General features: G+C 49.1%; 22 protein-coding genes and 1 riboswitch. Of the genes, 6 read left to right on the forward strand and 16 right to left on the reverse strand.

Annotated elements, in window-relative coordinates; all coding sequences use genetic code 11:
- Positions 1 to 64 precede the first annotated feature (64 nt).
- Both MET42_RS0110120 and MET42_RS0110125 read left to right on the forward strand, forming a co-directional pair.
- Entirely contained in the window at positions 65 to 2,554 is a 2,490-nt protein-coding gene (locus MET42_RS0110120) for a hypothetical protein (protein ID WP_019882834.1), read from the forward strand.
- Positions 2,551 to 3,525, forward strand: coding sequence for a hypothetical protein (locus tag MET42_RS0110125; RefSeq protein ID WP_019882835.1), 975 nt, complete (start codon positions 2,551 to 2,553; stop codon positions 3,523 to 3,525). The genes MET42_RS0110120 and MET42_RS0110125 overlap by 4 nt, the downstream gene beginning before the upstream one ends.
- 90 nt (positions 3,526 to 3,615) lie before the next feature.
- Here the strand turns inward: MET42_RS0110125 and MET42_RS14875 are convergent, their stop codons facing one another.
- The gene (locus MET42_RS14875) at positions 3,616 to 3,777 is read right to left on the reverse strand and encodes a hypothetical protein (RefSeq protein ID WP_019882836.1); all 162 of its coding nucleotides are present in this window, start codon (positions 3,775 to 3,777) and stop codon (positions 3,616 to 3,618) included.
- 189 nt (positions 3,778 to 3,966) lie between these two features.
- On the opposite strand from MET42_RS14875, the gene MET42_RS0110135 reads away from it, so the two are divergent.
- The 3 genes from MET42_RS0110135 to MET42_RS0110145 all read left to right on the forward strand — a co-directional run bounded on the left by MET42_RS0110135 (position 3,967) and on the right by MET42_RS0110145 (position 5,415).
- Complete coding sequence (locus tag MET42_RS0110135) at positions 3,967 to 4,347, forward strand: antitoxin Xre-like helix-turn-helix domain-containing protein (RefSeq protein ID WP_019882837.1); 381 nt, start codon at positions 3,967 to 3,969, stop codon at positions 4,345 to 4,347.
- Complete coding sequence (locus MET42_RS0110140; protein ID WP_029512400.1) at positions 4,307 to 5,020, forward strand: RES family NAD+ phosphorylase; 714 nt, start codon at positions 4,307 to 4,309, stop codon at positions 5,018 to 5,020. Before MET42_RS0110135 ends, MET42_RS0110140 begins: the two co-directional genes overlap by 41 nt.
- 107 nt (positions 5,021 to 5,127) lie before the next feature.
- Positions 5,128 to 5,415 (forward strand): hypothetical protein, encoded by a 288-nt coding sequence (locus MET42_RS0110145; protein WP_232411469.1) that lies wholly within the window; start codon positions 5,128 to 5,130, stop codon positions 5,413 to 5,415.
- Between the two features lie 45 nt (positions 5,416 to 5,460).
- Here the strand turns inward: MET42_RS0110145 and yfaE are convergent, their stop codons facing one another.
- The 3 genes from yfaE to nrdA form a co-directional block, all read right to left on the reverse strand.
- Positions 5,461 to 5,871, reverse strand: coding sequence for a class I ribonucleotide reductase maintenance protein YfaE (gene yfaE, locus MET42_RS0110150; protein ID WP_019882840.1), 411 nt, complete (start codon positions 5,869 to 5,871; stop codon positions 5,461 to 5,463).
- Between the two features lie 8 nt (positions 5,872 to 5,879).
- The gene (nrdB, locus tag MET42_RS0110155; RefSeq protein ID WP_019882841.1) at positions 5,880 to 7,013 is read right to left on the reverse strand and encodes a class Ia ribonucleoside-diphosphate reductase subunit beta; all 1,134 of its coding nucleotides are present in this window, start codon (positions 7,011 to 7,013) and stop codon (positions 5,880 to 5,882) included.
- Positions 7,014 to 7,225: 212 nt separating this feature from the next.
- Positions 7,226 to 9,505, reverse strand: coding sequence for a class 1a ribonucleoside-diphosphate reductase subunit alpha (nrdA, locus tag MET42_RS0110160; protein WP_019882842.1), 2,280 nt, complete (start codon positions 9,503 to 9,505; stop codon positions 7,226 to 7,228).
- 182 nt (positions 9,506 to 9,687) lie between these two features.
- A riboswitch (cobalamin riboswitch) is annotated at positions 9,688 to 9,910 on the reverse strand.
- A gap of 247 nt (positions 9,911 to 10,157) precedes the next feature.
- On the opposite strand from nrdA, the gene MET42_RS0110165 reads away from it, so the two are divergent.
- Positions 10,158 to 11,426 carry an OmpP1/FadL family transporter gene (locus MET42_RS0110165; RefSeq protein WP_019882843.1) on the forward strand — a complete coding sequence of 423 codons (1,269 nt, stop codon included), beginning with the start codon at positions 10,158 to 10,160 and terminating at the stop codon, positions 11,424 to 11,426.
- 2 nt (positions 11,427 to 11,428) lie between these two features.
- Here the strand turns inward: MET42_RS0110165 and MET42_RS0110170 are convergent, their stop codons facing one another.
- From MET42_RS0110170 to MET42_RS0110225, 12 genes are all read right to left on the reverse strand, one after another.
- Positions 11,429 to 11,677, reverse strand: coding sequence for a PepSY domain-containing protein (locus MET42_RS0110170; protein ID WP_019882844.1), 249 nt, complete (start codon positions 11,675 to 11,677; stop codon positions 11,429 to 11,431).
- Positions 11,678 to 11,748: 71 nt separating this feature from the next.
- Complete coding sequence (locus MET42_RS0110175; protein ID WP_019882845.1) at positions 11,749 to 14,220, reverse strand: TonB-dependent receptor; 2,472 nt, start codon at positions 14,218 to 14,220, stop codon at positions 11,749 to 11,751.
- A gap of 91 nt (positions 14,221 to 14,311) precedes the next feature.
- The gene (locus MET42_RS0110180) at positions 14,312 to 15,277 is read right to left on the reverse strand and encodes a FecR domain-containing protein (RefSeq protein WP_019882846.1); all 966 of its coding nucleotides are present in this window, start codon (positions 15,275 to 15,277) and stop codon (positions 14,312 to 14,314) included.
- Positions 15,274 to 15,801 carry a sigma-70 family RNA polymerase sigma factor gene (locus tag MET42_RS0110185; protein WP_019882847.1) on the reverse strand — a complete coding sequence of 176 codons (528 nt, stop codon included), beginning with the start codon at positions 15,799 to 15,801 and terminating at the stop codon, positions 15,274 to 15,276. The genes MET42_RS0110180 and MET42_RS0110185 overlap by 4 nt, the downstream gene beginning before the upstream one ends.
- Before the next feature lie 83 nt (positions 15,802 to 15,884).
- The gene (locus MET42_RS0110190) at positions 15,885 to 17,270 is read right to left on the reverse strand and encodes an efflux transporter outer membrane subunit (protein ID WP_019882848.1); all 1,386 of its coding nucleotides are present in this window, start codon (positions 17,268 to 17,270) and stop codon (positions 15,885 to 15,887) included.
- A gap of 1 nt (position 17,271) precedes the next feature.
- Positions 17,272 to 19,248 carry a MacB family efflux pump subunit gene (locus MET42_RS0110195; RefSeq protein WP_304412138.1) on the reverse strand — a complete coding sequence of 659 codons (1,977 nt, stop codon included), beginning with the start codon at positions 19,246 to 19,248 and terminating at the stop codon, positions 17,272 to 17,274.
- Complete coding sequence (locus tag MET42_RS0110200; protein ID WP_019882850.1) at positions 19,230 to 20,399, reverse strand: efflux RND transporter periplasmic adaptor subunit; 1,170 nt, start codon at positions 20,397 to 20,399, stop codon at positions 19,230 to 19,232. Before MET42_RS0110200 ends, MET42_RS0110195 begins: the two co-directional genes overlap by 19 nt.
- Positions 20,400 to 21,026 carry a hypothetical protein gene (locus tag MET42_RS0110205; RefSeq protein ID WP_232411472.1) on the reverse strand — a complete coding sequence of 209 codons (627 nt, stop codon included), beginning with the start codon at positions 21,024 to 21,026 and terminating at the stop codon, positions 20,400 to 20,402.
- An 81-nt stretch (positions 21,027 to 21,107) separates the two neighbouring features.
- Positions 21,108 to 22,361: a PepSY domain-containing protein gene (locus MET42_RS0110210; protein WP_232411474.1), complete on the reverse strand. Its 1,254-nt coding sequence runs from the start codon at positions 22,359 to 22,361 to the stop codon at positions 21,108 to 21,110.
- 248 nt (positions 22,362 to 22,609) lie between these two features.
- Positions 22,610 to 25,090, reverse strand: a complete 2,481-nt coding sequence (locus MET42_RS0110215) for a TonB-dependent receptor (protein WP_157380510.1) — start codon at positions 25,088 to 25,090, stop codon at positions 22,610 to 22,612.
- A gap of 100 nt (positions 25,091 to 25,190) precedes the next feature.
- Positions 25,191 to 26,171: a FecR domain-containing protein gene (locus MET42_RS0110220; RefSeq protein WP_019882854.1), complete on the reverse strand. Its 981-nt coding sequence runs from the start codon at positions 26,169 to 26,171 to the stop codon at positions 25,191 to 25,193.
- Positions 26,168 to 26,677, reverse strand: coding sequence for a sigma-70 family RNA polymerase sigma factor (locus MET42_RS0110225; protein ID WP_019882855.1), 510 nt, complete (start codon positions 26,675 to 26,677; stop codon positions 26,168 to 26,170). The genes MET42_RS0110220 and MET42_RS0110225 overlap by 4 nt, the downstream gene beginning before the upstream one ends.
- Positions 26,678 to 26,744 lie beyond the last annotated feature (67 nt).

Raw genomic sequence — 26,744 nt, forward strand, 5'->3', positions numbered from 1 at the left:
ACCTAATATTTTACTGCTCGTTATATGATAGTTTAATCGACTCACAGCCTTCAAACTAAAAGAAATGCATATTACAAATTACCTAACAGCAGTTCTTGCTAATAAAAAGTGGTTTTGGCAAATAAGAAAATATTTGAGCAAACTATCTTTCTCAAGCAGCAGAGGCATATTAAATTTTAAAAACAAATGGGCTGAAGAGTATGAAACTTCAAAATACTTTAGAGCAATAATTCCCAATACCTTACCTCAGTTCTTTTTAGCCTTTGCTTCTGCAGTTGTTCTCCAATTACTAAATGATCACTTTCAGGACATGTATTCTGTTCTCAAATGGACAGTCTCAGACGAAGGTGTATATGCAACACTGTATGCAACTGTAGCGAGCATTGGCGCTGTCTTTATAGGTTTGTATTACACAGCAGTAACAACGATAGCAGCTTCAACTTTTGCGAAAACACCTTCAAGTGTTAGAGGGTTGATCTCACGCGAGCAGATTGGAAATGTATATATCCGCTTTCTGTCATACTTAACAGCGTTATCAATTTTTTTACTTACCTTCCGACTTTTAAACTACGAAGCCGTACTAATTTCAATACCGATCGTTGCAGGAATGTCATGTTTTGGAATAATTGCCTTTGTGAAACTTGGGCAAAGAGTCTTTTCCTTCTTTGACCCAATTCAGCTTTCCAATCATATTTATAGACAATTTGAAGAGTCACTAACGTTAGCTACATCGAATAATGCAAACGCTTTTGACCCCTCCTTTCAAAACTATGCTCAAACCCGAGCTAGATCAGCCTTAAACTCTATTTCAGATTTGATCAACATTTGCAAATCAGAAAAACACCTTCAAAAAAACTCTCTCACAGATTTAGGCAATCTTGCATTTAACTTATTAACTCGCTACCAAGACATTAAACACAAAATCCCTCCATCAAGCTTATGGTTTCAGCAAGATACAAAGTTTGTAAAAATTTATCGCCAAAGTGACTATGAAATACAAATGGCACATCAAACAGCCAATTATGGCTCAACTAATACAGAGTCTAACCATTGGTGGGTAGAGAGCTTTGTCTTTGAACAGCTGTTTCAAGTATTAGATTTCAACTTAGATACTGAAAACACCCAAGGTTTAGAAAGTTTTGTTAGATATCTAGAAAGAGTATTAGGTGATATCTCTCGATCCGGGGAAGCCGCTAAATCTATACTTATTTATTCACAAATACTCAACATTAGCATTCCCCACTTCAGTAAGATAAAAGATAAGCGACTCAAGTTAATTTTGTCCGAATGCTTAGCTCGAATACCTGTAGTAATACTTTTAAAGTTTTTAAATTATTCAGACGAATTGACAAGCATAGATTGGAAGACATCGCTTGCCAAAATCGCTTGGGAAGATAAAAGAGCAATTTATAAAATTGGAGCTCCTCAACATCTACTTCATACATTGCTTGATTTGAGTAATCGAATGAATTTCGAGATTGATATAGAGGGTAAAGTTGTTACGCCAGTTTGGTATTTACAAGAAATAGTTTTTAGAGAATTAGCTGAAAATCTTGCGAAAAATTTTGCAGAAATTTATAACCCTGTAAAAGGGAAAATTGGAAAACTACTCACTACAATAAATGAGAAAGATGATCCCATTCAAGCAGCTTTGATCGTCAGTGTTTTTAATGAGTTTTTAAACAAACTAAAAACTCATCAGAAATCATTTGAAGAGTCTTACAGTAAATTAACTCTCCAAAAGAATATTGTCGGTCTACATTGGCCAACTTTGGCTTGTGAACCTGCCACACTTGCTATTAAAGATATGTCTCAATTAATTGCATTAAATACAGCAAGCTTAAGCGAATGCTTATCTCTCCAAGACTTTGATGAGACACTACCTGACTTTGCCGGAAGATTTTTACACGAAACAGGCGAAAATATTTTCGAAGCGATTCTGCATAATGATAGTGAATTGTTCGTTGAGTTATTCGAGAAGTATTTCATTGCCTGCATATTTATGTTTGAAGGGCTTAAACCTGACAACACAATCCCTGAGTTTCGCTTATCAAATGAAGTTAGAGTAGCATTAGGCCCAATAGCAGATTTAATTACTTTAAGCGGATATGCATTATTATTTTCAGAATTAACTCAAACAGAAATTTATAAGAATATTGTTCATAAAGTTTGGGATACTCACCTGAAAAAAGAGACGACTACCTCTGAAACATTACAAAATATAGTTCGTATAGCAATACAAATGGGGCTAAATATTACTAATGAACCCCATAGAGGAATGCTGCGCATGGAGTGGTCTAGAAGAGTTCAGCTACACACGAGAAGAAAATTCAATATCAAGGATAATCAATTTGAATTTTCATTTGAGAAATATTCCATTCCTCATGAAAGCGCATTAATTCGAGTTTTCGCTCAGCCAAGAATAATAAATGAATTCACAGGGCTCCATGTTTTTGATGCTTTATATTTTTCCAAACTATTCCCTTCCGATAATAGTGATTTTTCTTATCAAAACAATCTTCTGGATGAAATAGATAAGGAAAATAAAAAATGATGAAACGAAAAACATCTCAATCATTGAATTCTGTAGATTTTGAAAAAGCCAAATCAAAAAGGCCATACTCTACATCAGCATCTATATCCCCTAGTGGAATGTATGCCAATTTTTTAGCACAAGATTTAGGCGAACAAGTTATGCCATTGAATCAGAGATTTAGCAGTAAAAAAGAATTCAAAGCTTACTTCTGTGGTGAAGAGGCAGATTGCAATAGATTGAGACAGCTTCTTGTAGACATTCCTCAAGCAGTAGATTATGAGGACTGCGATTTCATTTGTGATGTAATTAATACTATTGCCAAGTCTATCTCTCGATATGGCTTTTCACGTTTTGAGATATTGCATTCAGTTGATAAAGACAAAAAACTTTTCAAACTCCATCCCATGTATATCAAAAATACTTACTCATTGAAGATTGGCACTGTCCAAATTTACAGGGATATTATTTACAAAGATTTTGAGGAAACACCTGGAAAATACAAAATTAGCTGGTGGAGTAACTCCCAAACCTTAATAATTAACTCGCCAAAAACACTGTACTCAAAATCGAAGTATCAAACAATATTAAAGCTTTTGAATAAGTTTGGAGACACACCTAACACATCATTAATGTTCAACTCTACTGGTAAATTCTCGAATATAGGATTCGACTTTAAGACTGCCCAAAAGAATATAGTTTTATTCAGAAATAAGCTAACTCGTAAATTAGGATATCACTTCAGAAATTCTGATAGCGATTACATTACAGAGTTCTATTTAGCTCATAAATATGTAACTTTTAAATTGGCAAAAACAATATTGCGGGAACATATAATTGCCCATCTAAATGGACTCGCAAAGAAGTTAGAGATCAATGCAGAAATAATTGTTAAAGGTCTTCCAACACAAACAGATCTTTCTACTATGCTTAATCAACTGCAGAACTCGGAAATTAGCTTTTCAGACTCGTTAAAAAAATCAGATTTTTAAATCTTCTTAGCGCTGAAATAGGAGTTAATTTATGCAAAAACCCCATTAATGCGTACTAACGGGGTCAGGTCTTGCAAAACTACACAAGCATTAATCTGCTGAGCCCCCTGACAATCCCATATGATTGCGCTCTGAGACAAAGTAAGAAACATCTACCTGAGTACTACATGCAATTTCTCCAGACTTTAGCTCTTTGACGGAGGCCAGCAAGTCCGCTTTGAACTGCTCAATCTCTTGGTCAAGTTTAGTCATCTAAATACCCCTTTCAAGGCTTTAAACACCAGAGATTCTAATCTTTAAATCCGTAAAAGACGTGACTTAAAACGATGTTTTTAAATAGCTAAGTAGATAACTATTCGCTGAATAACGACTTTGTCACCGCACAAAAACTTTCCAAAGAAATGTTTTAATAATATAATTTCTAAAGAAAGGATAAAGACAATGGCAACTGCAACCACAGAAACAGCGACTAAGCCCGATGCCGCGCATGTATTAAGCAAAGCGGTAGGCCGTGCTGCCGAGCGATTACAGCTTTCGCGCGCGATGTTGGCGACGATTCTTGGTTTGAGTCCGGCGACGATTACGCGGTTGTATGATGGCAAATACATTCTTGACCAGAAGCGTAAAGAGTGGGATTTTGCGTTGTTGTTTGTGCGCGTATTCCGCTCACTGGATTCAATAGTGAGCAATGATGAAACGGCGCGAGTATGGTTGAACAACAATAACCTGGCGCTGAATGCGCGTCCGATTGAACTCATCACACAAACAGAAGGTTTGGTGCGTGTCGTACACTACCTGGACACCTCACGCGGTCTCGTCTGAGACCTTTGCCTGGCGCGGCTTAGCTTGGCGCATGGTGGAGGCGCAGCATGTGGCGTCTACCATGAAGCTGGTGGATACCGCCGCTGAGCAGAATATTCTTGAAGCATTGCTCGATCACAGCAAGCCAGCTTACCCTGACACGACGGCAAAGCTGGACTATCTGCTGGCAACCCCATTTCGCTACCCAACGCGCAAAGGCGGCTCACGATTTAGGGGTGCAAATGACCCTGGTGTGTTTTATGGCGCGGAATCGGTAGCAACCGCAGCCGCTGAACTCGGTTACTGGCGCTGGAAGTTTTTAATGGATGCACCCGCCCTGACACATATTGAACCTGTGGCACATACCGCGTTTCAAGTAGCGCTCAAGGCGCAAGCGGTGGATTTACGCAAACCACCCTTTGATGCAGATGCGAGTTGGTTACATAAAACCGATTACGGCCCCACACAAGCCTTTGCACAAATAGCAAGAGAAGTTACGTTGGGTTGTATTGTTTATCAATCTGTACGTCACCCTGAAGCCGCGTGGTGTGTGGCGGTCTTAACACCGGAAGCATTTGCCGAGAATAAACCCAGGCCTGAAACACAAACCTGGTGGTTGGCAGTCGGCCAACATGAGGTCATCTGGCGCCGTGATCGTCAATCACTGACCTTCAATCCAACTATTTGGAAGTGAACTTAGCAGGTTAATTATAGGTGTTTTATGCAAAAAACCGCTTAAATTATTGAATTAACGATATAAATACTATCTTTACAATGTATACAACCCTAAAAAACTTTGATATGTTACCGATATATCATAATAAATATGATGCGTTTGCATCAAAAATCATCGGGGTGACATTGAAAATGATGGATATGTCTGGAAAATATTTATATACCATTCGCAGTGCGAATGGGGTGCTGGTTGAAAATTTGCAGATTTTTGGCAAGTCACGTAATGAGGCTGACGCTAAAATTAGGCAGATGTATTGGCGCTGCGAGATTTTGAGTTGCAGCCTGGTGGCGGATTCGAGTGCGCGGGCACCGAACCTGAAAATGCAATGGTTGCGGCCTAACGCTGCGGCGTGAATTAAATATGTTAAAAAAGGCGCTTGGTTTCAAGCGCCTTTTTTATTAGAACAATGGCAGGTTGCTGGCCTGCACGTTGTTTCTAACCACTCTTCTTCTTAGCAGTTTTTTCACAGGCGTATCGGCAAATGGCAAGGCTTCATCAAACAACGATTGCTGTGCCGGGAACATATCGTCTTGCAATTGCGAGCTTTGCAAATCGAACCTGAGTTCGCAGTCTAGCCACAAATCAGACTTGGGCACGCAGCAGCATGGCAGGATTTCATCGGCGGCAATAAACGCCAAGGGTAATTCAACGTAATCGACTTCGCCATCGAGCATGCGTACGCGGCAGGCACCACAATAACCACTCCGGCATTGGTACTCTACTTCGTGGCCGGTACGTTCCAGGCCTTCGAGCAGGGTTTCTTGCGGGAGAAGGCTAAAGCGGCTGTGCTGGCTGCGTACGCTAATCATTGTTTCATTTACAGTTCAAAACCATTCAGGTCGTCTGCTGATACTTCGGAGTCAATTTGACCAATCAGGTAAGAGCTTAATTCCACCTCTTGTGGCGCGACCTGCACCGTGTCCGATGCCAGCCAGGTGTTGATCCATGGAATCGGGTTGTTTTTGGCATTGGGGAATGCCGGCGGCAAGCCGACCGACGCCATGCGGCTATTGGTGATGTATTCCACGTATTGGCACAGGATGTCTTTATTGAGGCCAATCATGGAGCCATCTTTAAACAGATACTCTGCCCATTGCTTTTCTTGCTCGGCGGCGGTTTTAAACATCTCGAAGCATTCTTGATGCAATTCAGTCGCAATCTCGGCGAATTCCGGATCGTCTTGCCCGGAGCGCATGATGTTAAGCATGTGCTGGGTGCCGGTGAGGTGCAAGGCTTCATCACGGGCAATCAGGCGGATGATTTTAGCGTTGCCTTCCATCACCTTGCGTTCGGCAAAGGCAAATGAGCAGGCAAAGCTGACGTAAAAACGAATCGCTTCAAGGATATTGACGCTCATCAGGCAACGGTAGAGCAATTTTTTCAACTCACGCCGTTTGACTGACTTGAGCTCGCCATTGATGATGTGCTCGCCCTCACCCAGCTGTGAATACAGCATGGTCTGATGGATCAGCTCATCGTAATAGTGGGCAATATCGGTGGCGCGCGCGGTAATGTTTTCATTACGCACGATGTCGTCAAACATCACGGAAGGGTCATTGACGATGTTACGGATGATATGGGTATACGAACGCGAGTGGATGGTCTCGGAAAACGCCCAGGTTTCAATCCAGGTTTCAATCTCGGGCAAGGACACCAGTGGTAACAGCGCGACGTTAGGGCTACGGCCCTGAATCGAATCGAGCAAGGTCTGGTATTTGAGGTTGCTGATAAAAATGTGCTTTTCGTGCTCAGGCAAACCTTGGTAATCGGCGCGATCCTGCGACACATCAACCTCTTCCGGACGCCAGAAGAAAGACAGTTGCTTCTCGATCAGCCGCTCGAATACCGGGTATTTCTGCTGGTCATAACGCGCCACGTTAACGGGCTGACCAAAGAACATGGGTTCTTTTAACTGTTCGTTGTCGATTTTGGTGAAGATGCTATAGGCCATGGCCGTGTTCCTAATGTTTAAGTATTTATTCTCAAACTGTTTTTAAAATATATTCATTACCCCACTGCAAGAAATATTGAATCAGTGAGCGAGCGGGATAAAGTGCAAGGCGTACGGCACGCAGAAACCGGAATGTACACGTAAGTACATGAGGATTTCGAGTACCGCACAACGCAGCAATTTACCCGCGCAGCCACTGAGTCAGTGTTTCTTTAAATTTTGCAGGCACCACTCGCGCATCCATCATCTTCTGCCTCTGTGCCACCTTCAGTCGCACCATCGCGCGTGTTATGGTAGTACAGCGTTTTGATGCCCAGTTTGTAGACTTGCAACAAGTCTTTCAACAATTGCTTCATCGGCACACGACCACCTTCAAAACGGGTTGGGTCGTAGTTGGTGTTGGCAGAAATAGACTGGTCAACAAACTTCTGCATGATGCCCACCAGCTTGAGGTAACCCTCGTTGTTCGGCATTTTCCACAACAACTGGTACTGGTCACGCAGACGGTCAATCTCTGGCACTACCTGGCGCAGGATGCCGTCTTTGGATTGCTTCACAGACACCAGGCCACGTGGCGGCTCAATACCGTTAGTGGCGTTGGCAATCTGGCTGGAGGTTTCTGATGGCATCAACGCGGTCAGTGTTGAGTTGCGCAGGCCATCTTTCTGGATTTCTTGACGCAGGCTTTCCCAATCCAGCAACAGTGGCTCGCTGCATACGGCATCGAGGTCAGACTTGTAGCTATCAATCGGTAAAATACCTTTGGCGTAGGTGGTTTCATTAAACGCACCACATGGGCCAAATTCGCGCGCCAACTGCACAGAAGCTTTCAACAGGTAGAACTGAATCGCCTCGAAAGTACGGTGTGTCAGGCCTAGCGCAGTGTCGCTGGTGTAGTTCGTGCCATTTTTGGCCAGGTAATAGGCGTAGTTGATGACGCCCACGCCCAGTGAACGGCGCTTGTTAGTCGCATTCAAGGCGGCTTTCACCGGGTAATCCTGGTATTCCAGCAAGGCATCCAGTGCGCGTACCACCAGGTCAGCCAGGCCTTCCAGCTCGTCCAGGGACTCCAATGCACCCAGGTTAAACGCAGACAAGGTACACAGGGCGATTTCGCCTTCGGTGTCATTGATGTCGTTCAATGGATTAGTCGGCAGCGCGATTTCCATACACAGGTTAGACTGGCGCACAGGCGCCACGGCCGGGTCAAACGGGCTATGCGTATTGCAATGGTCCACGTTCTGGATGTAGATACGGCCAGTACCGGCACGCTCTTGCATCATGAGTGAGAACAGGTCGACCGCTGGTATCGTGCGTTTGCGGATGCTGTCATCGGCTTCATATTGCGTATACAGGCGCTCGAATTCATCCTGGTCAGCAAAGAAGGCGTCGTACAGCCCTGGTGTGTCGTGCGGTGAGAACAGGGTGATGTTCTGGCTCTTGATCAGGCGCTGGTACATCAGGCGGTTCAGTTGCACGCCGTAGTCGAGGTGACGCACGCGGTTTTCTTCGACGCCACGGTTGTTTTTGAGTACCAGCAACGATTCAACTTCAAGGTGCCAGATCGGGTAGAACAAGGTCGCCGCGCCGCCGCGTACACCACCCTGTGAGCAGGACTTCACCGCAGACTGGAACAATTTGTAGAATGGCAGGCAGCCAGTATGCTGCGCTTCGCCGCCACGGATTTCACTGCCCAGGGCGCGGATACGGCCCGCATTGACGCCAATGCCGGCACGCTGCGATACATATTTCACAATCGCGCTGGTAGTCGCGTTGATGCTGTCCAGGCTGTCGCCACACTCAATCAGCACGCAAGAGCTGAACTGGCGGGTCGGCGTACGCACGCCGGACATAATCGGCGTAGGCAAGGAAATTTTGAAGGTCGAGACCGCATCATAAAAGCGCTTGATGTAATCCAGACGCGCCTGGCCTTTGTAGTTGGCAAACAGGCACATGGCGACCAGGATGTACAAGAACTGTGGGCTCTCGTAGATCTTTTTGGTCACGCGGTTCTGGACCAAGTATTTACCTTCCAGCTGCTTGACCGCGGCATAGGAGAAGTTCATGTCGCGCCAGTGGTCAATCGTGGCATTCAGTACGTCGAACTCTTCGCGGCTGTAATCCTGCAACAGGTGCTGGTCATATTTACCCAGCGCCGTCAGGTTGGTCACATGGTCAAACAAATGCGGTGGCTCAAACTGGCCATAGGCAATTTTGCGCAGGTGAAAAATAGACAAACGCGCCGCCAGGTACTGGTAATCCGGTGTTTCTTCAGAAATCAGGTCGGCTGCGGATTTGATGATCGTTTCATGAATGTCGTCAGTACGGATGCCATCATAAAACTGAATATGCGAACGTAGCTCCACCTGCGAGACCGACACATTATTCAGGCCTTGTGATGCCCAATCAATCACCCGATGAATTTTATCGAGATTGATAGGTTCCTTGCGGCCATCCCTTTTCGTGGCCTGCATGGATTCGTATTTTGACATTGATGGCTCCCAGTACAGGAAGCGAGGGGTCCCGAAACAGACACATTTAACCGGGCAATACCCGGACCATCATGACGATGAAAAATGTACCCGCTCAAAGGCCAGACTAGCAATCAGTATTGAACAATCAGTGTTGAACATGGACTAACTGCATCTGCCGAGGACACCCCGCCTCAAACGTTAACAAGAAAAAATTTCACGGCAGGTCTCCTGGCTCTCAGGTCGTCATTATTTGCTTTCGCCTTCCCGAATCTCTTCAGTGGCTTAAATGGCAGCAAACAACTCGCTAATCACAGTTGCGGGGGCAGCCCTGGCTTAATGACTCCTGCGCGGCTTCACGCACCAGGTTCCCTATTAAACGCAGAAGAAGAGTCTCTTCTGCATACCGTATGGATGCGACTATAAAACAATATCTATGGCTTTTCAATTATCCAAAACACAATATATTGATATATTTTAATTGACAGGCAGCAACTGATTGTTTTTATTAAAGAATATTTTTACAACACATTGATCGATAATTTAGCTACCATGTGAATGTTTCTCGCATAGCTAAAAAGGCCGAAAAGCCATGTGATCGGAGCGCTGTTATCGCAACACAGAATTGTCGAATTATGCGACAGTAAGTCTAACGAACAAGAACAAACTTGCTATGACTGCCTTAAATGTTTCTACCCTACGTATTGCAACCGCCCTCGCCTTGGTAACCACCGGCAGCGCCGCGCATGCCACCAACGGCATCAACCTGATCGGCTTCGGTGCCGAATCGACTCTGATGGGCGGTGCTGACGTCGCAGTGGCGCGTGATACCAGTGCGCTGAATACCAATCCGGCCGGGCTGACGCAGATCAAAGCGCCGCTGCTGGATATGTTTGGCTCAGTGCTGCGTACCACTGACCTGGTGCACAAAGACCCCCGCAACGAAGAGCATGCGTCCAACCGCTACACCTTGCTTGGTGGTGGTGGCTATGCGCGGCCACTGGAAAATACGCCCTGTACGGCCGGCATCGGTTTGTTCGCGCAAGGCGGCGCCGGTGGCGTGTTCGACAACCTGCGTACGCCATTTGGCAATCGCGATGACTTGTCCTCGCTGTTTGGGATCGCCAAGATTATTCCTGGTATCGGCTGCGAGGTGACTGACAAACTCTCTCTAGGGGCCAGCCTGAATATTGTTTATGCGAGCATAGAACAGGACTTTTTTGCGAACACGTCAGTGAATGCTGTGCCCTTTGCTGGTTACAAATTAGAGGGTGCCTCTGCAGTGCGTACTGGCTTCAAGCTGGGCATGCAATATCGTGTGACCCCGGCGCTGACGCTAGCTGCCTCTTATACCGAAAAAACCGAGCTGCCGATGACTGGCGGTACACTGACAGCTGACTTCACAGACGCAGGCTTAGGCAAGGTGAAGTATGCCGACGCTTCAATCAAAGGCTTCGCCCTGCCACGCGAAGTGGCGGTAGGAATGGCGTTCAAGCCAACAGACGACTGGCTGCTGTCATTCAAACTCAACTGGCTTAACTGGGGCGATGCGATCAATGACGTGACCCTGCGCGCCACCAAACCAAACAATGCCTCAGCGCAATCTATATATGGCAGCTCGATGGGTGCCGACTGGAAAGACCAATGGGTGGTCGCGACAGGCGTCGCCTACAACTGGGATGACCGTACCACGCTTTATGCGGGCCACAATTACGGCAAAAACCCGATTCCGCGCCAGAACTCCAGTCCTTTATTGGCAGGGACCCTTGAACATCACCTCACCTTTGGTGCCGCACGTAAGATCGACCCGCACTGGCTGATGACTGGCGGTGTCGAATGGATGCTACCTGTCAGCGTTAAATACAACAGCCAATTATTTGGCGAGTCTGAAATCCGCAATGAAGCAATTGTGCTTCACTTCATGCTGAGCCGCCGCTGGTAGGTTTAAATTGTGGCATCCTGATCAAGAGGCTTGCGTCGTGATTGAACAAAACGTCGACCCTGCCGTTTTTTCCACCATAGCACCACACCCGTGATACTGAGTATTGCCACGACAATGCCGATCATCACAATGAGCACCCGGCAAGCCAGACCGAAAACTGCACCGGTGTGCAACACTCTTAGCCATTTACTGATAATGTCTCCTGGCAAGCCATGCCCTGGATAATCTTCGCGCAAAACGTTACCGGTCATGCCATCAATCCAGAGATTGGTTGCTGCAATAAAAAAGCCCCGCCAGACAGCGGGGCTTGATACAGGCATGGTTATAAAGTGCCACGTATGGTTAGCATAAAGTTTTGCGGATCACCGTAGAATGTCTGCAACGCATCAAGATAATAATGCTTGTCAAACACATTATTGATGTTTAATGCAGCCGTCCAGTGGTTATCAATTTTGTAGCTGGCTTGCGCACTCCAGATAGCATAGCCGCTCTGCTCGCGCTTAACGCTATCAGCCGTGGTATAAGCAGTGCCACTTTGCATGACAACGCCACCGCCTATGGTGAAACGATCCAACTCACCAGACAACCGATAGGTATTCCAGGCACGCAGCAGGTGACGTGGATTATGATCACCATTCAGGCGCACCCCGTTCAGACTAGCATCTTCAGCTGTCACGTATTTGGCATCATTAAAGGTGTAGCCAGCGTATACTTGCCAACCTGGCAATACTTCACCACTGACCTCACCGTCGAAGCCTTTACTCTCCTGCTTGCCAGCGTTGATATAGCAAGACCCACCGGTAGGAGAACCAGAACATGTAAGAGAGTTCAGCGGATCGATGATGGCACCATTAGTCTGCTTAATGCTAAACACAGTCAGCGATGTATTGAGCTTGCCGCCATAAAACTCGCCCTTGAGACCAGCTTCGTAATTTTTACCGACTGCCGGATCTAGCGAACCACCACTCGCAGTGAAGCTATTACTTTGCGGCTTGAAGATATCAGTATAACTGCCATAGAGTGACCAGTTGTCATTCAATCGATAGATTAATGCAGCATATGGTGTGACTTCATGCGCTTGCTTATAGGCACCGTTAAATGAACTTTCATAGTCGTACCAGCTTACCCGGCCACCCAGTATCAGCTTGAGTGGATCAGCCAGTTGCAACCTGACATTTCCATACAGACCTTGCCGGATTTCTTTGGAACTTAACGCTGCGCCATACACCCCTGGATACACCTGTGGCACCTGCGACAAATCCAAATTGTTAAAGTCGATAGGATATTGTGGCGAATAAGCTGTCCGAGCAGTTCTGCTGGATGGCATTTCGGCCAGTTGCCAGTTAGCACCGACGAACACCTCATGCGTCTGCCCCAGTGCATTGAATTGACCGGTTACTTGTGCATCCAGTGCGGAGGTTTCGTACAATACCCTGGAAAACTCGGCACGCATATAACTTGGACCGGTCATCGTTACCGGATTCACATTGGTAGCTGTCGGGCGGATGATCGCATCTTTTCTGTCGTTACGCTGATACATGGCACTGACCTTGAACTTCCAGTCGTCATTGAAGGCATGTGTGAGATCGGCGAACACTTCCTGCGTCTGACTCTGATAACCAGTCCAATCTGGGCCTAACGAGGTAGACCGCGGCAGATGCAGGTTGCTACCATCGGTAGACATCGGCAAACCACCACGCCAGCGGCCACCATACTGACGGAAATCCTGATAGCGCATGCCAATTGCAGCCACGGTCTTCTCGCCCAGATCTGCTTCAATAATACCGTAAAGCAAGGGCAGCTTGCTTGCAGCCTCATCATAGAAGTACTGGCGGTCTTCATAACCGGCGATAATACGCCCACGCAAGGTGCCGGCTGCATTGAGTGCTCCAGTCAAATCGGCATCCATGCGATAGTAGTCCCAGCTACCTGCACGCCCGGTTAACTGTAACTGTTGCTCCGCCATAGGGCGCTTGCGTACCATATTCACAGTGCCGCCGGGGTCACCATTACCGATCAACAAGCCAGGTGCTCCACGCATGACCTCAACACGATCCAGCATGATGGTGTCCGGTGGAGTACCAATGCCCCCGTAATCTCCCATCGGCACGCCATCAACCATATAGTTACTGATTTCGAAACCGCGCGAGTAATAAGTCGAATGGCCGTAGCCACGTAGCTGTTTGGTCACCCCTGTGGTTTGCATCAACACACTGTCCAGCGTGGTCAGGTTCTGGTCATCCATACGCTGGCGTGTCACCACACTCACTGATTGTGGAAGCTCCCTCAACGACTGAACCCCCTTACCTATCGTTACTGCACGTGCAGCGTAGGACTTTGTCCCTTCGCTAACGGAATGCATCTCGCGGTCTTTCTCCGCCGTGACTTTGACCTCAGGCAAAGTAGACTGGCTGGCATCATCCCGCGGTGCTGGTGACTTGCGCAACGAATAACCGGCCGCTGTTTTATCAGCACTGTAGCCAGTCTCTGCCAGCAGTTTGGCAAAGCCTTCTTCAACCGTATACGCCCCTTTTAAGCCTGCACTGCGCAGATGCTGGATATCCGCAGCATCCAGGGAAATAGCCACCCCGGATTGCTGCGCAAACCGGGTGAGCGTGCTTGCCAGCGGCCCGGCAGGAATATCATAGGCTTTGCTCGCAACCGCAGGCTCTGCATAAGCGATTAACGGACTACTGGCCAGCAGTGGCAAACAGACCAGTTGCAAGGCCAGCACAACAGGTGCCAGCCTGAAGCCAGGTGTTTGCCCCTGGCATTGTTGTTTTAGTAATTGCATGTAATGTGTTACTCCCTTAGTGAACGGTTACTATCACCAAGACAACCGGCCATCAAAAACCGGAACCGGAAAGTAAACATTTAATGCATTTTTACGGTTTGAGATTCACTGACACCATCCAGGGCGTGAATTGTTGCACCTTAATCGGAAAACTCTCTGCCAGCAAAGCCAATGCTCGCTCAGGCTCGTCGAGTGGTAACACCGCACTGACCTGATATTGCGACAATGCAGCCTCGTCATAACGCAAATAGCCTTTATGGTGACGTGCCAACGTCGCCAGTACATCTGACAATGGCTGACTTTGCACCACCAGCTGATGCAGTTTCCAGGCATCATTAATGCTGTCAGGGTCAATGGCATGTAAGCCTTCAACGCCCTGTGAGGTCACATTGACGCCCTCGCCTTGTTTCACCACGGCTTGCCTATCGGACGGGGCTTCCGGTTTGATGTTTACTTTAGACTCAAGCATGAGGACTTCTGTCGAATGCCGATGGCGGCCCACCACAAAACGCGTACCCAGGGCAGTGATACTGCCATGCTCGGTCTTGACCACGAAAGGACGGCTGGCATCTTTGGCAACATCAATCAGGATTTCGCCCTGCAGCAAGGTGAGTACGCGGCGATGTGTGGTGAAATCGACATCTACCGCCGTATGACCATTCAGCGTAATTTGGCTTTGATCTGGCAATACCGACGACTGCCACTCGGCAGTCGCGGTGTGTATATCCGATAGCCAGTAAGAAAGTGGATACGCTTCCAGCATCAGCCTGGCTGGCAATGCCAGCACGAATAGCAAAGCCAAAAGACTGGCACCACGTTTAAACTGTTTACGACGCTTATCCTGCTGGATACCGGCCTGGATGGCCTGGTGTGCTACACCGGATTGCGGACGGAATCCCTCCAGGCTAGCAATCATCCCTTGCATTAGCTGCACCGCTTTTGCGTGGGCTGGATCAAGCGCCAGCCATTCCTGGAACTCAGCGTTGACAGCTGGATCTTGCGCATCCTCTTCAAGGCGCAGCAACCATTCAGCGGCCTGCTCGGCAACCGTCGTCATGCCTGGCTCTCCGATTCACCAAGCACGGTATGGCAATGCACCAGCACACTCATCAGATACTTTTGTACCATCCTGACGGATACCTGCAGGTTGTCTGCAATTTCTGCATGAGACATCCCATCCAGATAACGCATCAGAAAAGCCTCGCGTGGTTTATGCGCAAGACCTTGCAACATGTGGCTGATATGTTCCAGTGCCTCCACTGCCGATGCTACCTGTTCGGCTGACGGTGCATATACCTCTCCCATCGCCATCACACCAGCAAGATAGGTTTCCTCAATGACGCGTCGCCTGGCCTGATTCAGCAGCAAGTGCTTGGCTGTCGTGGTCAGATACGCACGTGGCTCACGCATAGTCAGCAAGGCATCTCGGGACACCAGAATGCGGGTAAACGTATCTTGCATGAGGTCAGCGGCTGCATGCGGGCAGCCGAGTTTTTTTCTTAACCAGGAAAATAACCAACCGTGATGTTCGCTGTAAAGACTATGCAGGGTTTGTTGCAGTGCACGCTCGTTTGCCGGCATGTGAAGACAAGTTCCAAAAAAACTACAAATGATAATGATTATCATTATATCACATTGCGTAATCTTGATGCCGGTCTTCAGGTTCAGGAAGCCGGGCGAGCCCAGCCTCCGCCCAATGCGCGATAGAGATCGATAGCAGCCTGCAATCGTTGCTGACGTATTTGCAGATTGACATCCTGCGCGGTGAACAGCGTACGTTCGGTATCCAGCAAATTCAGCATGGTGTCTGCTCCTGCCTGATAGCGTGACTGGGCAAAATTGAATGCTCGCTCTGCATTTTCCAGTGCTTCGGCCTGTGCCACAGCCTGCTGATCCAGTCCCTGGATACGGTTTAAGGCGGCTTCAACATCGGCAAAGGCGGCAATGATGGTCTGGCGATAATTTGCCAATAGCTCTTCCCTGCGGGCGATGGCTATATCACGTTGCGCAGCAAGCCGGCCTGCATTGAAGATAGGCGCCGTCAAGCCGGCTGCCAGGCTATAAAGCGGATGATCAAGCACACTGGCCAAATGATTGCTACTACTTAACATGCCACCATTCAGGGTAATGCTAGGCAACATGACGGCCCGCGCGACCTGGATATCTGCCTGCGCTGCCAATAATGCAGCTTCGGCACTGGCAATATCCGGCCTGCGTGTCAGCAAACTGCTTGGCAGGCTCACACTGGTTTGCGGTAGTTGCAAATCCCTGAGCAGACTATTGCCGAATTGCAATTCAGCCAGCGGCTGAGACAGCAGTGTCGCCAACACCGCTTCAGTATTGCCTTGCTGTTGTTTGAGCAATACCACAGTACGACGTTGCGTCGCGACCAGGCCTTGCTGTTGTGCCAATGCCAGCTGATTGGCTGCACCGGCGCGATAACGCGACTGCACTAACCGCAACACTTTCTCAGCATTATCAAGATTTTGCTGCGCGATTAAGGCTCGCTCGCGTAAACCAGTCAATTCCATCCAGGTATTCGCCACACTGGCCGTGATCGACAATCGCACACTGTCACGGTCAAACTGGCTAGCCTCAACGCGCGCCAATGCCCCCTGATACGCTGAGCGGTTCTTGCCCCAAAAATCGATCTCGTAACTCGCCACCAAGCTTCCAGCATAATGATTGGCATTGGCCGCATCACTACCGCCGCCCAGCCTGTGTTGGCGGCCCACATTGGTCGTGGCCGAGACTTCCGGCAACAATGGCGCACCGGCGACTACGGCTAACTTCTGCGCTTGTGTCACACGTGCCACAGCAGCGACAATATCGTAATTGGCCGCCTGCGCTCGCTGCACCAGGCTATCCAGCTCGGGATTAGCAAATGCCTGCCACCAGTCGCGCTCTATTTGCACATCAGTGGAGTCAGCCTGATGACGCCATTGCGATGGCATGCCAGCCAGGCCGTCATCATGCTTGAGTTGCAGCGGTTTTAATGGGCTGCAAGCTGCCAGCAAGGCAATCAAGGGAATACACACAGTAGATTTCATATTACTCATTGGCAAGCGCCACCACAGGATCCAGGCTGGCGGCCTTACGCGCAGGCATAAAGCCAAAGATCAGCCCGGTCACCACTGAACAGAAAAAAGCACCCAGGATGGCACTGAGTGAGAAAATGACCGGCATACCAAATAAAACCAGGGTAATGCCTATCGACAAACCGATGACGACCCCCGTCACGCCACCAACCGTCGTCACTAATACCGCCTCGGTCAAGAACTGTTGCAGGATGTCACGCTGACGGGCGCCAGTAGCCATACGGATACCGATCTCGCGCGTGCGCTCGCGCACGGTCATCAACATCACATTCATCACGCCTATACCACCAACCCCCAGCGACACCACTGCAATCAGGGCGAGCATAAAACCCATACTGTCCTGGGTTTTGGCTTGTGCCGCGATCCAGGCAGCCGCATTTTCAATTTGAAAGTCACGCACGCTGTGACGGCTAAAAAGCAAAGCATCAATACTCTCTGCCGCTGCATCTATCGATGCCATGTCCTTCACTTCCAGCGTGACATAGCTGGGCTCACGCTCACCAAACACACGCAAGCTAGCCGTAGAATATGGAATAACAACGATGTCATCATCACTCTGGTCACCAGTGACTGCCCCTTTGGAAGCCAGTACACCGATCACCTGAAAGGGCACATTGCCGATCAGGATCGTTTCGCCAATCGGGTTCCCGACATCCGGCATCAGGTTTTGCACCAGCCGCTGGCCGACGACCGCGACCGTAGTCATGCGCTCATCATCCTCTTCGGTAAAAAAAGAACCTTTGATCACCGGCCAGGACAGCATGCGTGACATGGCGGCACGCGATCCTTTAATACGGGTTTGTGCATCCTGATTACCAAATCGCACCACTTTACTACCGGAAAAATTTGGCAATACATAACTGATCTGCGGTAAATCGCCCAATGCCTCCATATCGGCTGCATTGATGCCGCGCCCCGGAATACTTGAGCTCTCGCGTTTAGGGTAAACATAGATATGGTTGGTACCAAACGCGCCCAACTCTGCAACCACCCGCTCTTTCGTCCCCATGCCGACAGCCAGCATAACAATCACCGAGGCAACACCAATAATGATGCCGAGTAACGTCAAGCCAGTACGAAAGCGGTTCACCCACATCACGCGCCAGGCGGCACGGCAAGCTTCCAGCATGTCACCACGCCATTGGATACCCGCATCACTGGCAGCAAATTTCAGGGCAGGCATATGAGAAATTTTAGCCCTGTCGTCTGCAGCTGTATTGGCAAAACCGGTATCGCTGATCACATAACCATCACGTATCTCAATGATACGACGCGCGCGCGCCGCAACATTCCGGTCATGCGTGATCAGGATGATCGTATGCCCTGCGTCGGCAAGCTCATTCAGCAGGCGCATCACCTCTTCGCCGCTACGCGAGTCCAACGCGCCAGTCGGTTCATCCGCCAGGATAATATGACCGCCATTCATCAGGGCACGCGCGATGGAGACACGCTGCTGCTGACCACCGGATAGTTGCTGCGGTCGGTATTGCAAGCGCTCGGCCAGTCCCAGCCGGGTCAGCAACGCCTTGGCACGTTCAGCCCGTGCAGATTCGCTCATGCCTGCATACAAAGCAGGCATTTCAACGTTCTCTTGCGCAGTTTCAGTGGTAATCAGGTGATAGCCCTGAAACACGAAGCCAAACGCCTCGCGCCGTAACCACGCCAGTTCATCGGTGTCCATATAGGCAACATCGCGCCCGGCAAAGTTGTAATGTCCGCTACTGGGTTTATCCAGGCATCCCAGAATATTCATCAAAGTGGACTTACCCGAGCCAGAGGCACCCACAATCGCGACAAATTCACCTGCATGAATATCCATGGAAATACCATGCAGGATTTCCACGCGCGGTTTGTCACCGCCACCGTAATGCTTGCGAATATCACGCAACGAGATCAATGGCTGGTGCATCGTCAAAACTGAAACTTCCACGCACTGGGCGGCGCTGCTTTATCAGCGATAATTAATTGCTCACCTTCTGCCAGGCCAGAAACAATCTCAGCGCGCAAGCGCGTACGTACGCCAGTCACGACCTCATGCCAGTCCACCTTACCCTCTTTGGTCAGCACCCTTACTTTATATTGGCCGGGCTTGCCCTCTACCGCAGCCAGTGCATTCGTTGGTGCAAGAATGACCTGATTGGCCTGCGCGACCACGAATGAGACCTGTGCCGTCATTTGTGGCATTAACTCGCCATCAGGATTGTCGACATCAAACAACACCGTGTACAACACAACTTTGTTGTTGCTTGTTGCCTGAGTGGCGGCAGTGTTACTGGTGCTTTCAGGCTTGGGTGGTGCAGGTAATACCTGGCGAACTGTGCCAGCCCAGCGGCGCGCATCACCCCCCAGGGTTTTGAAATATACCGGCATGCCCGGTTTGACATAGCGCACGTCGGCTTCGGATACATCTGTCCACACCGTCATGGATGACAGATCGGCGATACGTAATAAGGTAGGCGTCTGGTAAGTCGCATTCAATGTCTGGCCTGCTTTCGCCTCGATAGACACCACTGTGCCTGACATCGGCGCATAAATCCGGGTGAAGCCCAACAGTGCTTCGTTGCCCTGCAGCGTCGATTGTGTTTGTACAATCTGCGCCTTGAGGTTTTTGATCCGCGCGGCGGCAGTCTTCATGGTCGCTTCAGCCTGTTGTACATCCTCGGCACGGGTCGAACCTTCTACATGCATGCGTTGCTGCCTTGCCTCCTGCTGCTGTGCAAAGGCGTATTGCGCCTCCTGCTCTTCGAGTTGTGCCTGCAGGCCGGCCAAGGCTGCCTGACCGGCATCAACCGTGGCCTGTGGCACGCGCGGGTCAATCTCTGACAATAGTTTGCCTTTTTCAACCACATCGCCCGGTTGCACATGCAAAGCCAGTATCTGCCCTGACACCTGCGCACCGACATCAACATAACTACGCGGCTGCAAGGTGCCGATCGCCGTCACGTTCTGTTCTATATCGCCACGCTGAACCATTTCTGTCTCAAACGGTAGTTGTGTCCGCGCCTGCCACCAGCGCCAAGCAAAGATCAAAAGAATCATCAGTACCAGCAACACTGGCCACTTGTATCGACGGAATGTCATTTATTGCGGAACCTCAAAACTCAATGTGGCCGTATGGCGTACATCTTCATATTTTTTTCCTTGATAAGTCGTGCTGCCATTGATGCGGGCAGTCACCTCAAGCACATACAGTCCCGGGAAGGATGTTTTCAAAGTCACCGTGCCATCTTCAGCCGGTTTGAGTGAGCGTATCCAGCCTTCGCTGGTACTCACATTCACTTGTGAAGCGGCTACCGCACTCCCTTTCCATACAAGCTTAAAAGTATTGCCATTGGATGCTACAGGCACCAGCTCAAGGTCATTAACCGCTTTGGTCTCACTTCGCCCCAGTTTTGCCTGATAAAAATTGAGCACCTCTCCCTGAGTCACAGCCTGTGCGGTCAATCGGATATCCCCTTCTGCTGGCGCAATCACAAAATGATTGTTTTCTTTTTGCAATATCAGCTCTTTATCATCGTTCACAAAAGCACGGCTACTATTCAGCACGGCAATATCGGCCTTGATAGCCGCGTCATGCAATCCGAGAAAAGCATTTGCGCCATTCTGGCCTGGCTCCAGCCAGACATAGTCGGCCTTGACACCCAGACTCGCCGATAAGCATGCAAGCATCATCACCTGCAAACAGGTACTGCGCATTAATCTATTCATGTGAAATAGCTCCTTAAAATTTTAATTATTGTCAGAAAAATGGACGATTCTCATGTCTGCATTTTTCAAGAAACGGCCTGTTTAGAGAAGCGATCGATTTGCAGAAAAGTGTGCTGCACGTTTATGCCTGGAATGACCATTTTTGGCAGCGGAGCGACGCTTCCTCCACCAGATAATGATGCCAGTGACGCTCAGTATGGCGACGACCAACCCCATGAGGGAAATGAGAATACGCCCCGTTAATCCTATAATGCGTCCAGAATGCAGCGGAAATTGTGCCTGCATAAAAATATCTCCCGCCGTACCGGTACCAGGCACTTCACTCCCCAGCAGATGACCTGTCCTGGCATCAAAGAAAAGCCATGGATTGCCTAGCCCACCATCGCCATGCGACTTTTCACTTTCAAAAAATCCGATTTGATAAGTCCCATATCGATCGGCATAGGCAATTCCTCCCGCGGGGATGTGCCAGCCTCGCTTGTCAGCCTCAATGCGTGCCAGTGCCAGTATCTCTTCACGACTAAATAGCGGGGTAATTGGCGCATTGTCGGGAGTCGGTTTTCGCGCATCAAACGGACTGGGAGTTAGCGGTGAAAATACCGACACCAAGGGCTGCATCACCGACTCACCCAGGTTCATGGAGACAGAGGTAATCGCCAGCATGAGTAGCAACAGCCAAGTCCAAACACCACCCGAGCGATGCAAATCAAAATTCATTTTGGGCCACCCCTGGCCAAGCCGGAATGCAAACGATTTGCGCCAGCTAGACACATTCGGAAAGGATATCCACAGCGCCAGGAAACAATCCAGTACCCAGACGATGGCAATCACGCCCATCACCCACAAGCCCAAATAAAAATCCTCACCAATCTTGGGCAGGTGCAGGCTGTAATGCAGTTTGTACAGAAACGGCAACAGGTTTTCACGTGTCATGGACACAGCCCCCCATTGTCGTGTGCCCTGAATGGTCGCGGTTGCCGGATCAACGGCGACTTGATTGAAGCCGAGCTCAATGCGCTTGCCAGTCTCCTGATTGACACGACCACTTACCCCCATCATTAAGGTATGGCCAGCGTCAATGGATAAAGGTAGATAACCAACCTGCAATTGCGGATTGGCCAATTCAACCTGGCGCGCCAGTGCTAGTGGTGTCAAAGTTTTTGAAGTCTCCCCGCTGCGGGCGGTAAATAATTGGGGATTAAGCAATGCATCTAATTCGTGATCCCATGAAATCACCGCACCTGTGAGGCCGGCAATGAACAGAAATACTGCCATTAATAATCCCGCCCAGCGGTGCACAGTCACCAGCGCCAAACGTATATGAGATAACTTCACAAACTAACCTTTCAACCGTCACATGCTTTATGTTGATATTCATCACCTTGAACAACACTATGCAATGAATAAAAAAGCCTCTTATTTGTAATGACACGCGAGAATGGAAAAAGGGCACCACAATATTGAAAAAAATAAATTGATTAAACGATGGAATCAGTGACTTCAGCAAAAAACTGCCTGAGTCACTGATATGAAAGGCTGAAAATAGAGCGCGCTAGAAAACTGCAGCAATGGCAATCTGTATGCTAAAAATCCATGGTCGCCGACAATGTCAACATACGCGGCTTGCCAAGGTAGAGCCAGCTGCCTGAACCACTCACCCAATAATCGCGTCCGAACAAGTTTTCCAGGCCAGCCCGAAAAATCACAGGCCGGTCCCAGGCTTGGGTTTTGTAGCGGCTACCAATATCCCAGCGCGTCCAGCCTGGAATACTGTGCATATTGGCACCGTCGACATATTGCTCACTGCTTGAAATCATGCGGGCAGTGACCGTTAAGCCAGACACGGTTTTAACGTCGTACTCGCTACCCAGATTGACCTGCCAGCGGGACACATTAGGCGCATAGTTGCCATTATTGATCGCGTTTTCTGTGCTTGCCAGACGTGCATCAATATAGGCAAGGCCGCCTAGTAGCCTGACATCTGGTAACACTTCACCAAAGACGTTGAGCTCCACACCACGATTACGCTGCTCACCATCGACTTTATAGGTTTTCGTGCCATCTGGATTTACAACACTGAAACCGCTGGGTTTCTCAATCTGAAATAGGCTGATGGTAGTAGTAAAACGGCCAAAATCATACTTTGCCCCGACTTCGTATTGCTTCGTTTTATATGGTGCAAAGATTTTTTCCTTATTGATTGTGTCCATTGGTGCGGTATCGCCTTTACTTAAGCCCTCAATGTAGTTGCCGTAAATAGAAAAATTTGCAAACGGTTTAAACAATACTGCCAACATGGGCGTCACGGCACTTTTATCGTAGTCTGTTTGACCGCTACCTGTGGCTGGATCATAGGTAATGACTTTTACACGCTGGTGACGTACGCCCAGCGTAAACGCCACCTGATCATCAAAGAACGAAATGGTGTCGGAGACAGCGATCGAAGGTAGCTGCAAAGCATCTGTTTTGGGCGGATTGGATGAAAACCCGGCCAATGATGGTGCGTTAATCGTTGGCGTATCATAAATATTTGTATTAAAACTGCTAAAACCATAGTAGTCATCGGTATAGCCATGCGTTTGCTTGACATAAGAAGCATTCAGGTTGAGTTGATGTTTGATCGCCCCGGTCCAAGCCATACCTCGTAAGCCTGCTTGCATCGTTTTGTAGTTCCAGAAGTCAGGCCAGTAATACACCGTCGCTTGCGCATTACCCTGTGTATCTGTCACATAGATATCGGTCGATAAGTAGCAAAAGCGATTATTACTTTCACCTATTGCACCGTAGACTGTCCAATCAGGCGTGATATCAAACTCCAGCTTGGAAAGCACATAGTCACTACGTGTTTTTGCATATTCCCAATCCTGGGCAATTTGTTTACGTGCACTGGGTGGACGTGGAATGCTGATGGCGTCGGAAATACCGAGACCTCCTGCGCCCTGCGGCGCCTCATTATTCATGGACTGATATCCGGCATCCAGCGACCCACGTAATCTGCTGCCTCTATAATCAACACCAACGGTGGCAGCGCCTAACTCGATCGACTGCCCATCTGTCGCAGTGTTGCCATGATGGTAAATACCATTGAAGCGTAGCCCCCATTGCTTATCTTCGCCAAACCGACGACCGACATCCAGATGCCCGCCCAGCACGCCTTTCGACATATAAGTCGCCGTCAATCTGGTCAAAGGTGTATCACCCGCTCGTTTCGGTACCATATTGATCGCCCCGCCCGCGGCGTCATTAGGTGCCATGCCATTCAGTAAGGCATTCGGGCCTTTCAGCACTTCTATACGCTCAGCTGTCTCAACAGGCAATGTACGACTGGGGGCGATGCCATAAATTCCATCAAACAGCACAGCGCTCTGGATGGGAAAGCCGCGGATCATGAAAGAGTCGCCCGCTCCCGCCGCATTGGTTAAGCCATAGGAAATCGTGCGTACGGAAGGATCATTCGCCAGCACATCCGCCACTGTGATGGCCTGCTGGTTTTCTATAAGCTGTGACGTATAGCTGGTGATATTAAACGGTGTGTCTATCACCTCTTTGTTGCCCAGTAAGCCTACCCGGCTGCCGCGTGCCACCTGGTCACCCGCATAGGCAGGCATGAGTTCATTTTTATCCGACTCCGCGTGTGCCGTGACAGTGACTTCAGGCAATGTATCGACCGCAGCACTTGGTGTTGAGCTGGCGACTATTTTTTTAAGTGTATATCTACCTGGTTGTACCTCTACCGCCTGCAAACCTGAGTTGTGTAACAGACCATCAAAGCCTTGCTTAATGGTGTAGTTGCCTTTGAGGCCTTTACTGACTAGGTGCTTTGCCTGCTCGGCCTCAAATGAAAGCACGACACCTGCCTCAGCGGCAAAATGCCCTAAAGCGCTATCCAAAGCCCCGGCGGGGATATCGTAACTGCGTAGCAAGATATTTTCTGCCGCGATAGCAGATGACAGGCTAGCGGAAAAAGGTAATGCCGCCAGGCCTAAGGCTGCGGCGAGCAAACTGCCCAACGCGCGTTGCTGCAAATAGGTTCGGCCATGGCCGGTTTGTTTTTGGATGTTCATTTCGTGTCCCTGTGCAATGAATGTTTTCATAGCATTGGTCGAACGAAATTTAAAAAGGGACAATGCAAACAGGCTTTTTTTATAATTTTGCCAAAAACACCTACGTTGCAAGACGCAAACTGACCCAGTAGCGTGTGAAATAGTCGACATGTACTTGTGGCAACGCGGTTTGGATAGCGTCAATTGCAATATCCGGCTGGTCCAGCGGGAATGCCCCCGAGATGCGCTGGTTTGCCAGCTGCGGGTCGCAGCGCAAAACGCCTCGGCGATAACGGTTTAACTCCGTGACCAAGTCGGCCAACCGCCAATCGGTCACCACCAGCATGCCGCGAAGCCAGCTGGCTTCGTACCCAGTCAAGGCCTGACGCGAAGTAACGCCTTGCGCATTGAGTGTGCATTGTTGTCCGGCAGGCACCTGGAAGATGGGATGCCCCACGGCAGGCGTCACTTCGACTGCATGCTGTATCACGCCCAGCCAGGTGGAGGCGGCATATTGCCTGACAATAAACTGTGTGCCTAACGCGCGCCAACTGGCCTGGGCCGTATGTACGATCAATGGTCGCTGCTGAGGATCTGCATGACCGGTTTCAATATAAATTTCGCCCCTGATCAGATGCAGCGTACGTGCAGATGCATCGAAAGAGACATTCACCACACTGTTGGTATTCAACACCAGCCGCGTACCATCTGTCAGCATCCACTCCCGCCGCTCACCCGTTGCCGTGCTGTAATCGGCCAGTATGGGTTGCCAGGGTTGCGTGCGCCAGCCCACCCAGGCCAATGGCATGGTGAATGCAAATATCCCCAGCCCTTTCAGCAGCGCACGGCGACGGGCATGCACGACCTCGCTACTTGCCTCTAATGCAGTGTGCGTGATTTGTGCAGGCGCCAGGGTCAGTTGTTGTTGAAGATGCTCGACCCGCGACCAGGCCCATTGCTGCTCCCAGCCTTGGGCCAGCCAAAGCTGCCAGGCAAGCTTATCCTCAGCACTGGCGACGCCAGAACATAACTGGCTATACCAGCCTGCGGCTTCGCGAATCAAACGACGCGCCGTTCTCGGGTCTGGTGATATGTGATTCATGATAAAGAAAACAGCAGGCAGTGCTCAATCGCACGCGCCATATATTTTTTGATCGAACTGACCGAAAGATTCATCTGCTCGGCAATGTCAGGATAAGTCATGCCATCGAGTTGCGACAGCAAAAATACCTGGCGTGTTTTTTCACCTAATGCGTCCAGCATGGCGTCAATTTCACACAAGGTTTCAATGACGATGGCTCGCTCTTCAGCAGAAATCTGTACAGGTTCCGGCATTGCGGCCAGCGCTTCCAGGTAAGCGCGCTCCAGGGTACTGCGGCGAAAATAATCGACCATCACCCGCCGCGCAATCGTTGCCAGATAAACACGAGGCTCTAATATCTGGCTTGCATTGCGTGCAGCAATCACGCGAATAAAAGTATCATGTGCCAAATCGGCAGCATTCTCACTGCAATACAACTGTCGACGCAGCCAACTCTTCAACCAGGATTGATGATTCAGATAAAGACTCTCAACCGATTGCTGTAATGCAAACTCATTTGCTGACATACCAGCCTATCACGCCCATTAATGATAATGATTCTTAATTCTATCATGAGCCATTCACGCGGAAACA

Source organism: Methylophilus sp. 42, assembly GCF_000384155.1.
Taxonomy (GTDB): Bacteria; Pseudomonadota; Gammaproteobacteria; order Burkholderiales; family Methylophilaceae; genus Methylophilus.

Coding starts and splice junctions, on each gene's coding strand:
- nrdA (WP_019882842.1), bottom strand. CDS start 9,505: ATGTCAAAATACGAATCCATGCAGGCCACGAAAAGGGATGGCCGCAAG.
- MET42_RS0110200 (WP_019882850.1), bottom strand. CDS start 20,399: ATGACATTCCGTCGATACAAGTGGCCAGTGTTGCTGGTACTGATGATT.
- yfaE (WP_019882840.1), bottom strand. CDS start 5,871: ATGATTAGCGTACGCAGCCAGCACAGCCGCTTTAGCCTTCTCCCGCAA.
- MET42_RS0110215 (WP_157380510.1), bottom strand. CDS start 25,090: ATGAACATCCAAAAACAAACCGGCCATGGCCGAACCTATTTGCAGCAA.
- MET42_RS0110205 (WP_232411472.1), bottom strand. CDS start 21,026: ATGAATAGATTAATGCGCAGTACCTGTTTGCAGGTGATGATGCTTGCA.
- MET42_RS0110220 (WP_019882854.1), bottom strand. CDS start 26,171: ATGAATCACATATCACCAGACCCGAGAACGGCGCGTCGTTTGATTCGC.
- MET42_RS0110185 (WP_019882847.1), bottom strand. CDS start 15,801: ATGCCGGCAAACGAGCGTGCACTGCAACAAACCCTGCATAGTCTTTAC.
- MET42_RS14875 (WP_019882836.1), bottom strand. CDS start 3,777: ATGACTAAACTTGACCAAGAGATTGAGCAGTTCAAAGCGGACTTGCTG.
- MET42_RS0110135 (WP_019882837.1), top strand. CDS start 3,967: ATGGCAACTGCAACCACAGAAACAGCGACTAAGCCCGATGCCGCGCAT.
- MET42_RS0110120 (WP_019882834.1), top strand. CDS start 65: ATGCATATTACAAATTACCTAACAGCAGTTCTTGCTAATAAAAAGTGG.
- MET42_RS0110170 (WP_019882844.1), bottom strand. CDS start 11,677: ATGACCGGTAACGTTTTGCGCGAAGATTATCCAGGGCATGGCTTGCCA.
- nrdB (WP_019882841.1), bottom strand. CDS start 7,013: ATGGCCTATAGCATCTTCACCAAAATCGACAACGAACAGTTAAAAGAA.
- MET42_RS0110175 (WP_019882845.1), bottom strand. CDS start 14,220: ATGCAATTACTAAAACAACAATGCCAGGGGCAAACACCTGGCTTCAGG.
- MET42_RS0110125 (WP_019882835.1), top strand. CDS start 2,551: ATGATGAAACGAAAAACATCTCAATCATTGAATTCTGTAGATTTTGAA.
- MET42_RS0110190 (WP_019882848.1), bottom strand. CDS start 17,270: ATGAAATCTACTGTGTGTATTCCCTTGATTGCCTTGCTGGCAGCTTGC.
- MET42_RS0110145 (WP_232411469.1), top strand. CDS start 5,128: ATGTTACCGATATATCATAATAAATATGATGCGTTTGCATCAAAAATC.
- MET42_RS0110165 (WP_019882843.1), top strand. CDS start 10,158: ATGACTGCCTTAAATGTTTCTACCCTACGTATTGCAACCGCCCTCGCC.
- MET42_RS0110225 (WP_019882855.1), bottom strand. CDS start 26,677: ATGTCAGCAAATGAGTTTGCATTACAGCAATCGGTTGAGAGTCTTTAT.
- MET42_RS0110180 (WP_019882846.1), bottom strand. CDS start 15,277: ATGACGACGGTTGCCGAGCAGGCCGCTGAATGGTTGCTGCGCCTTGAA.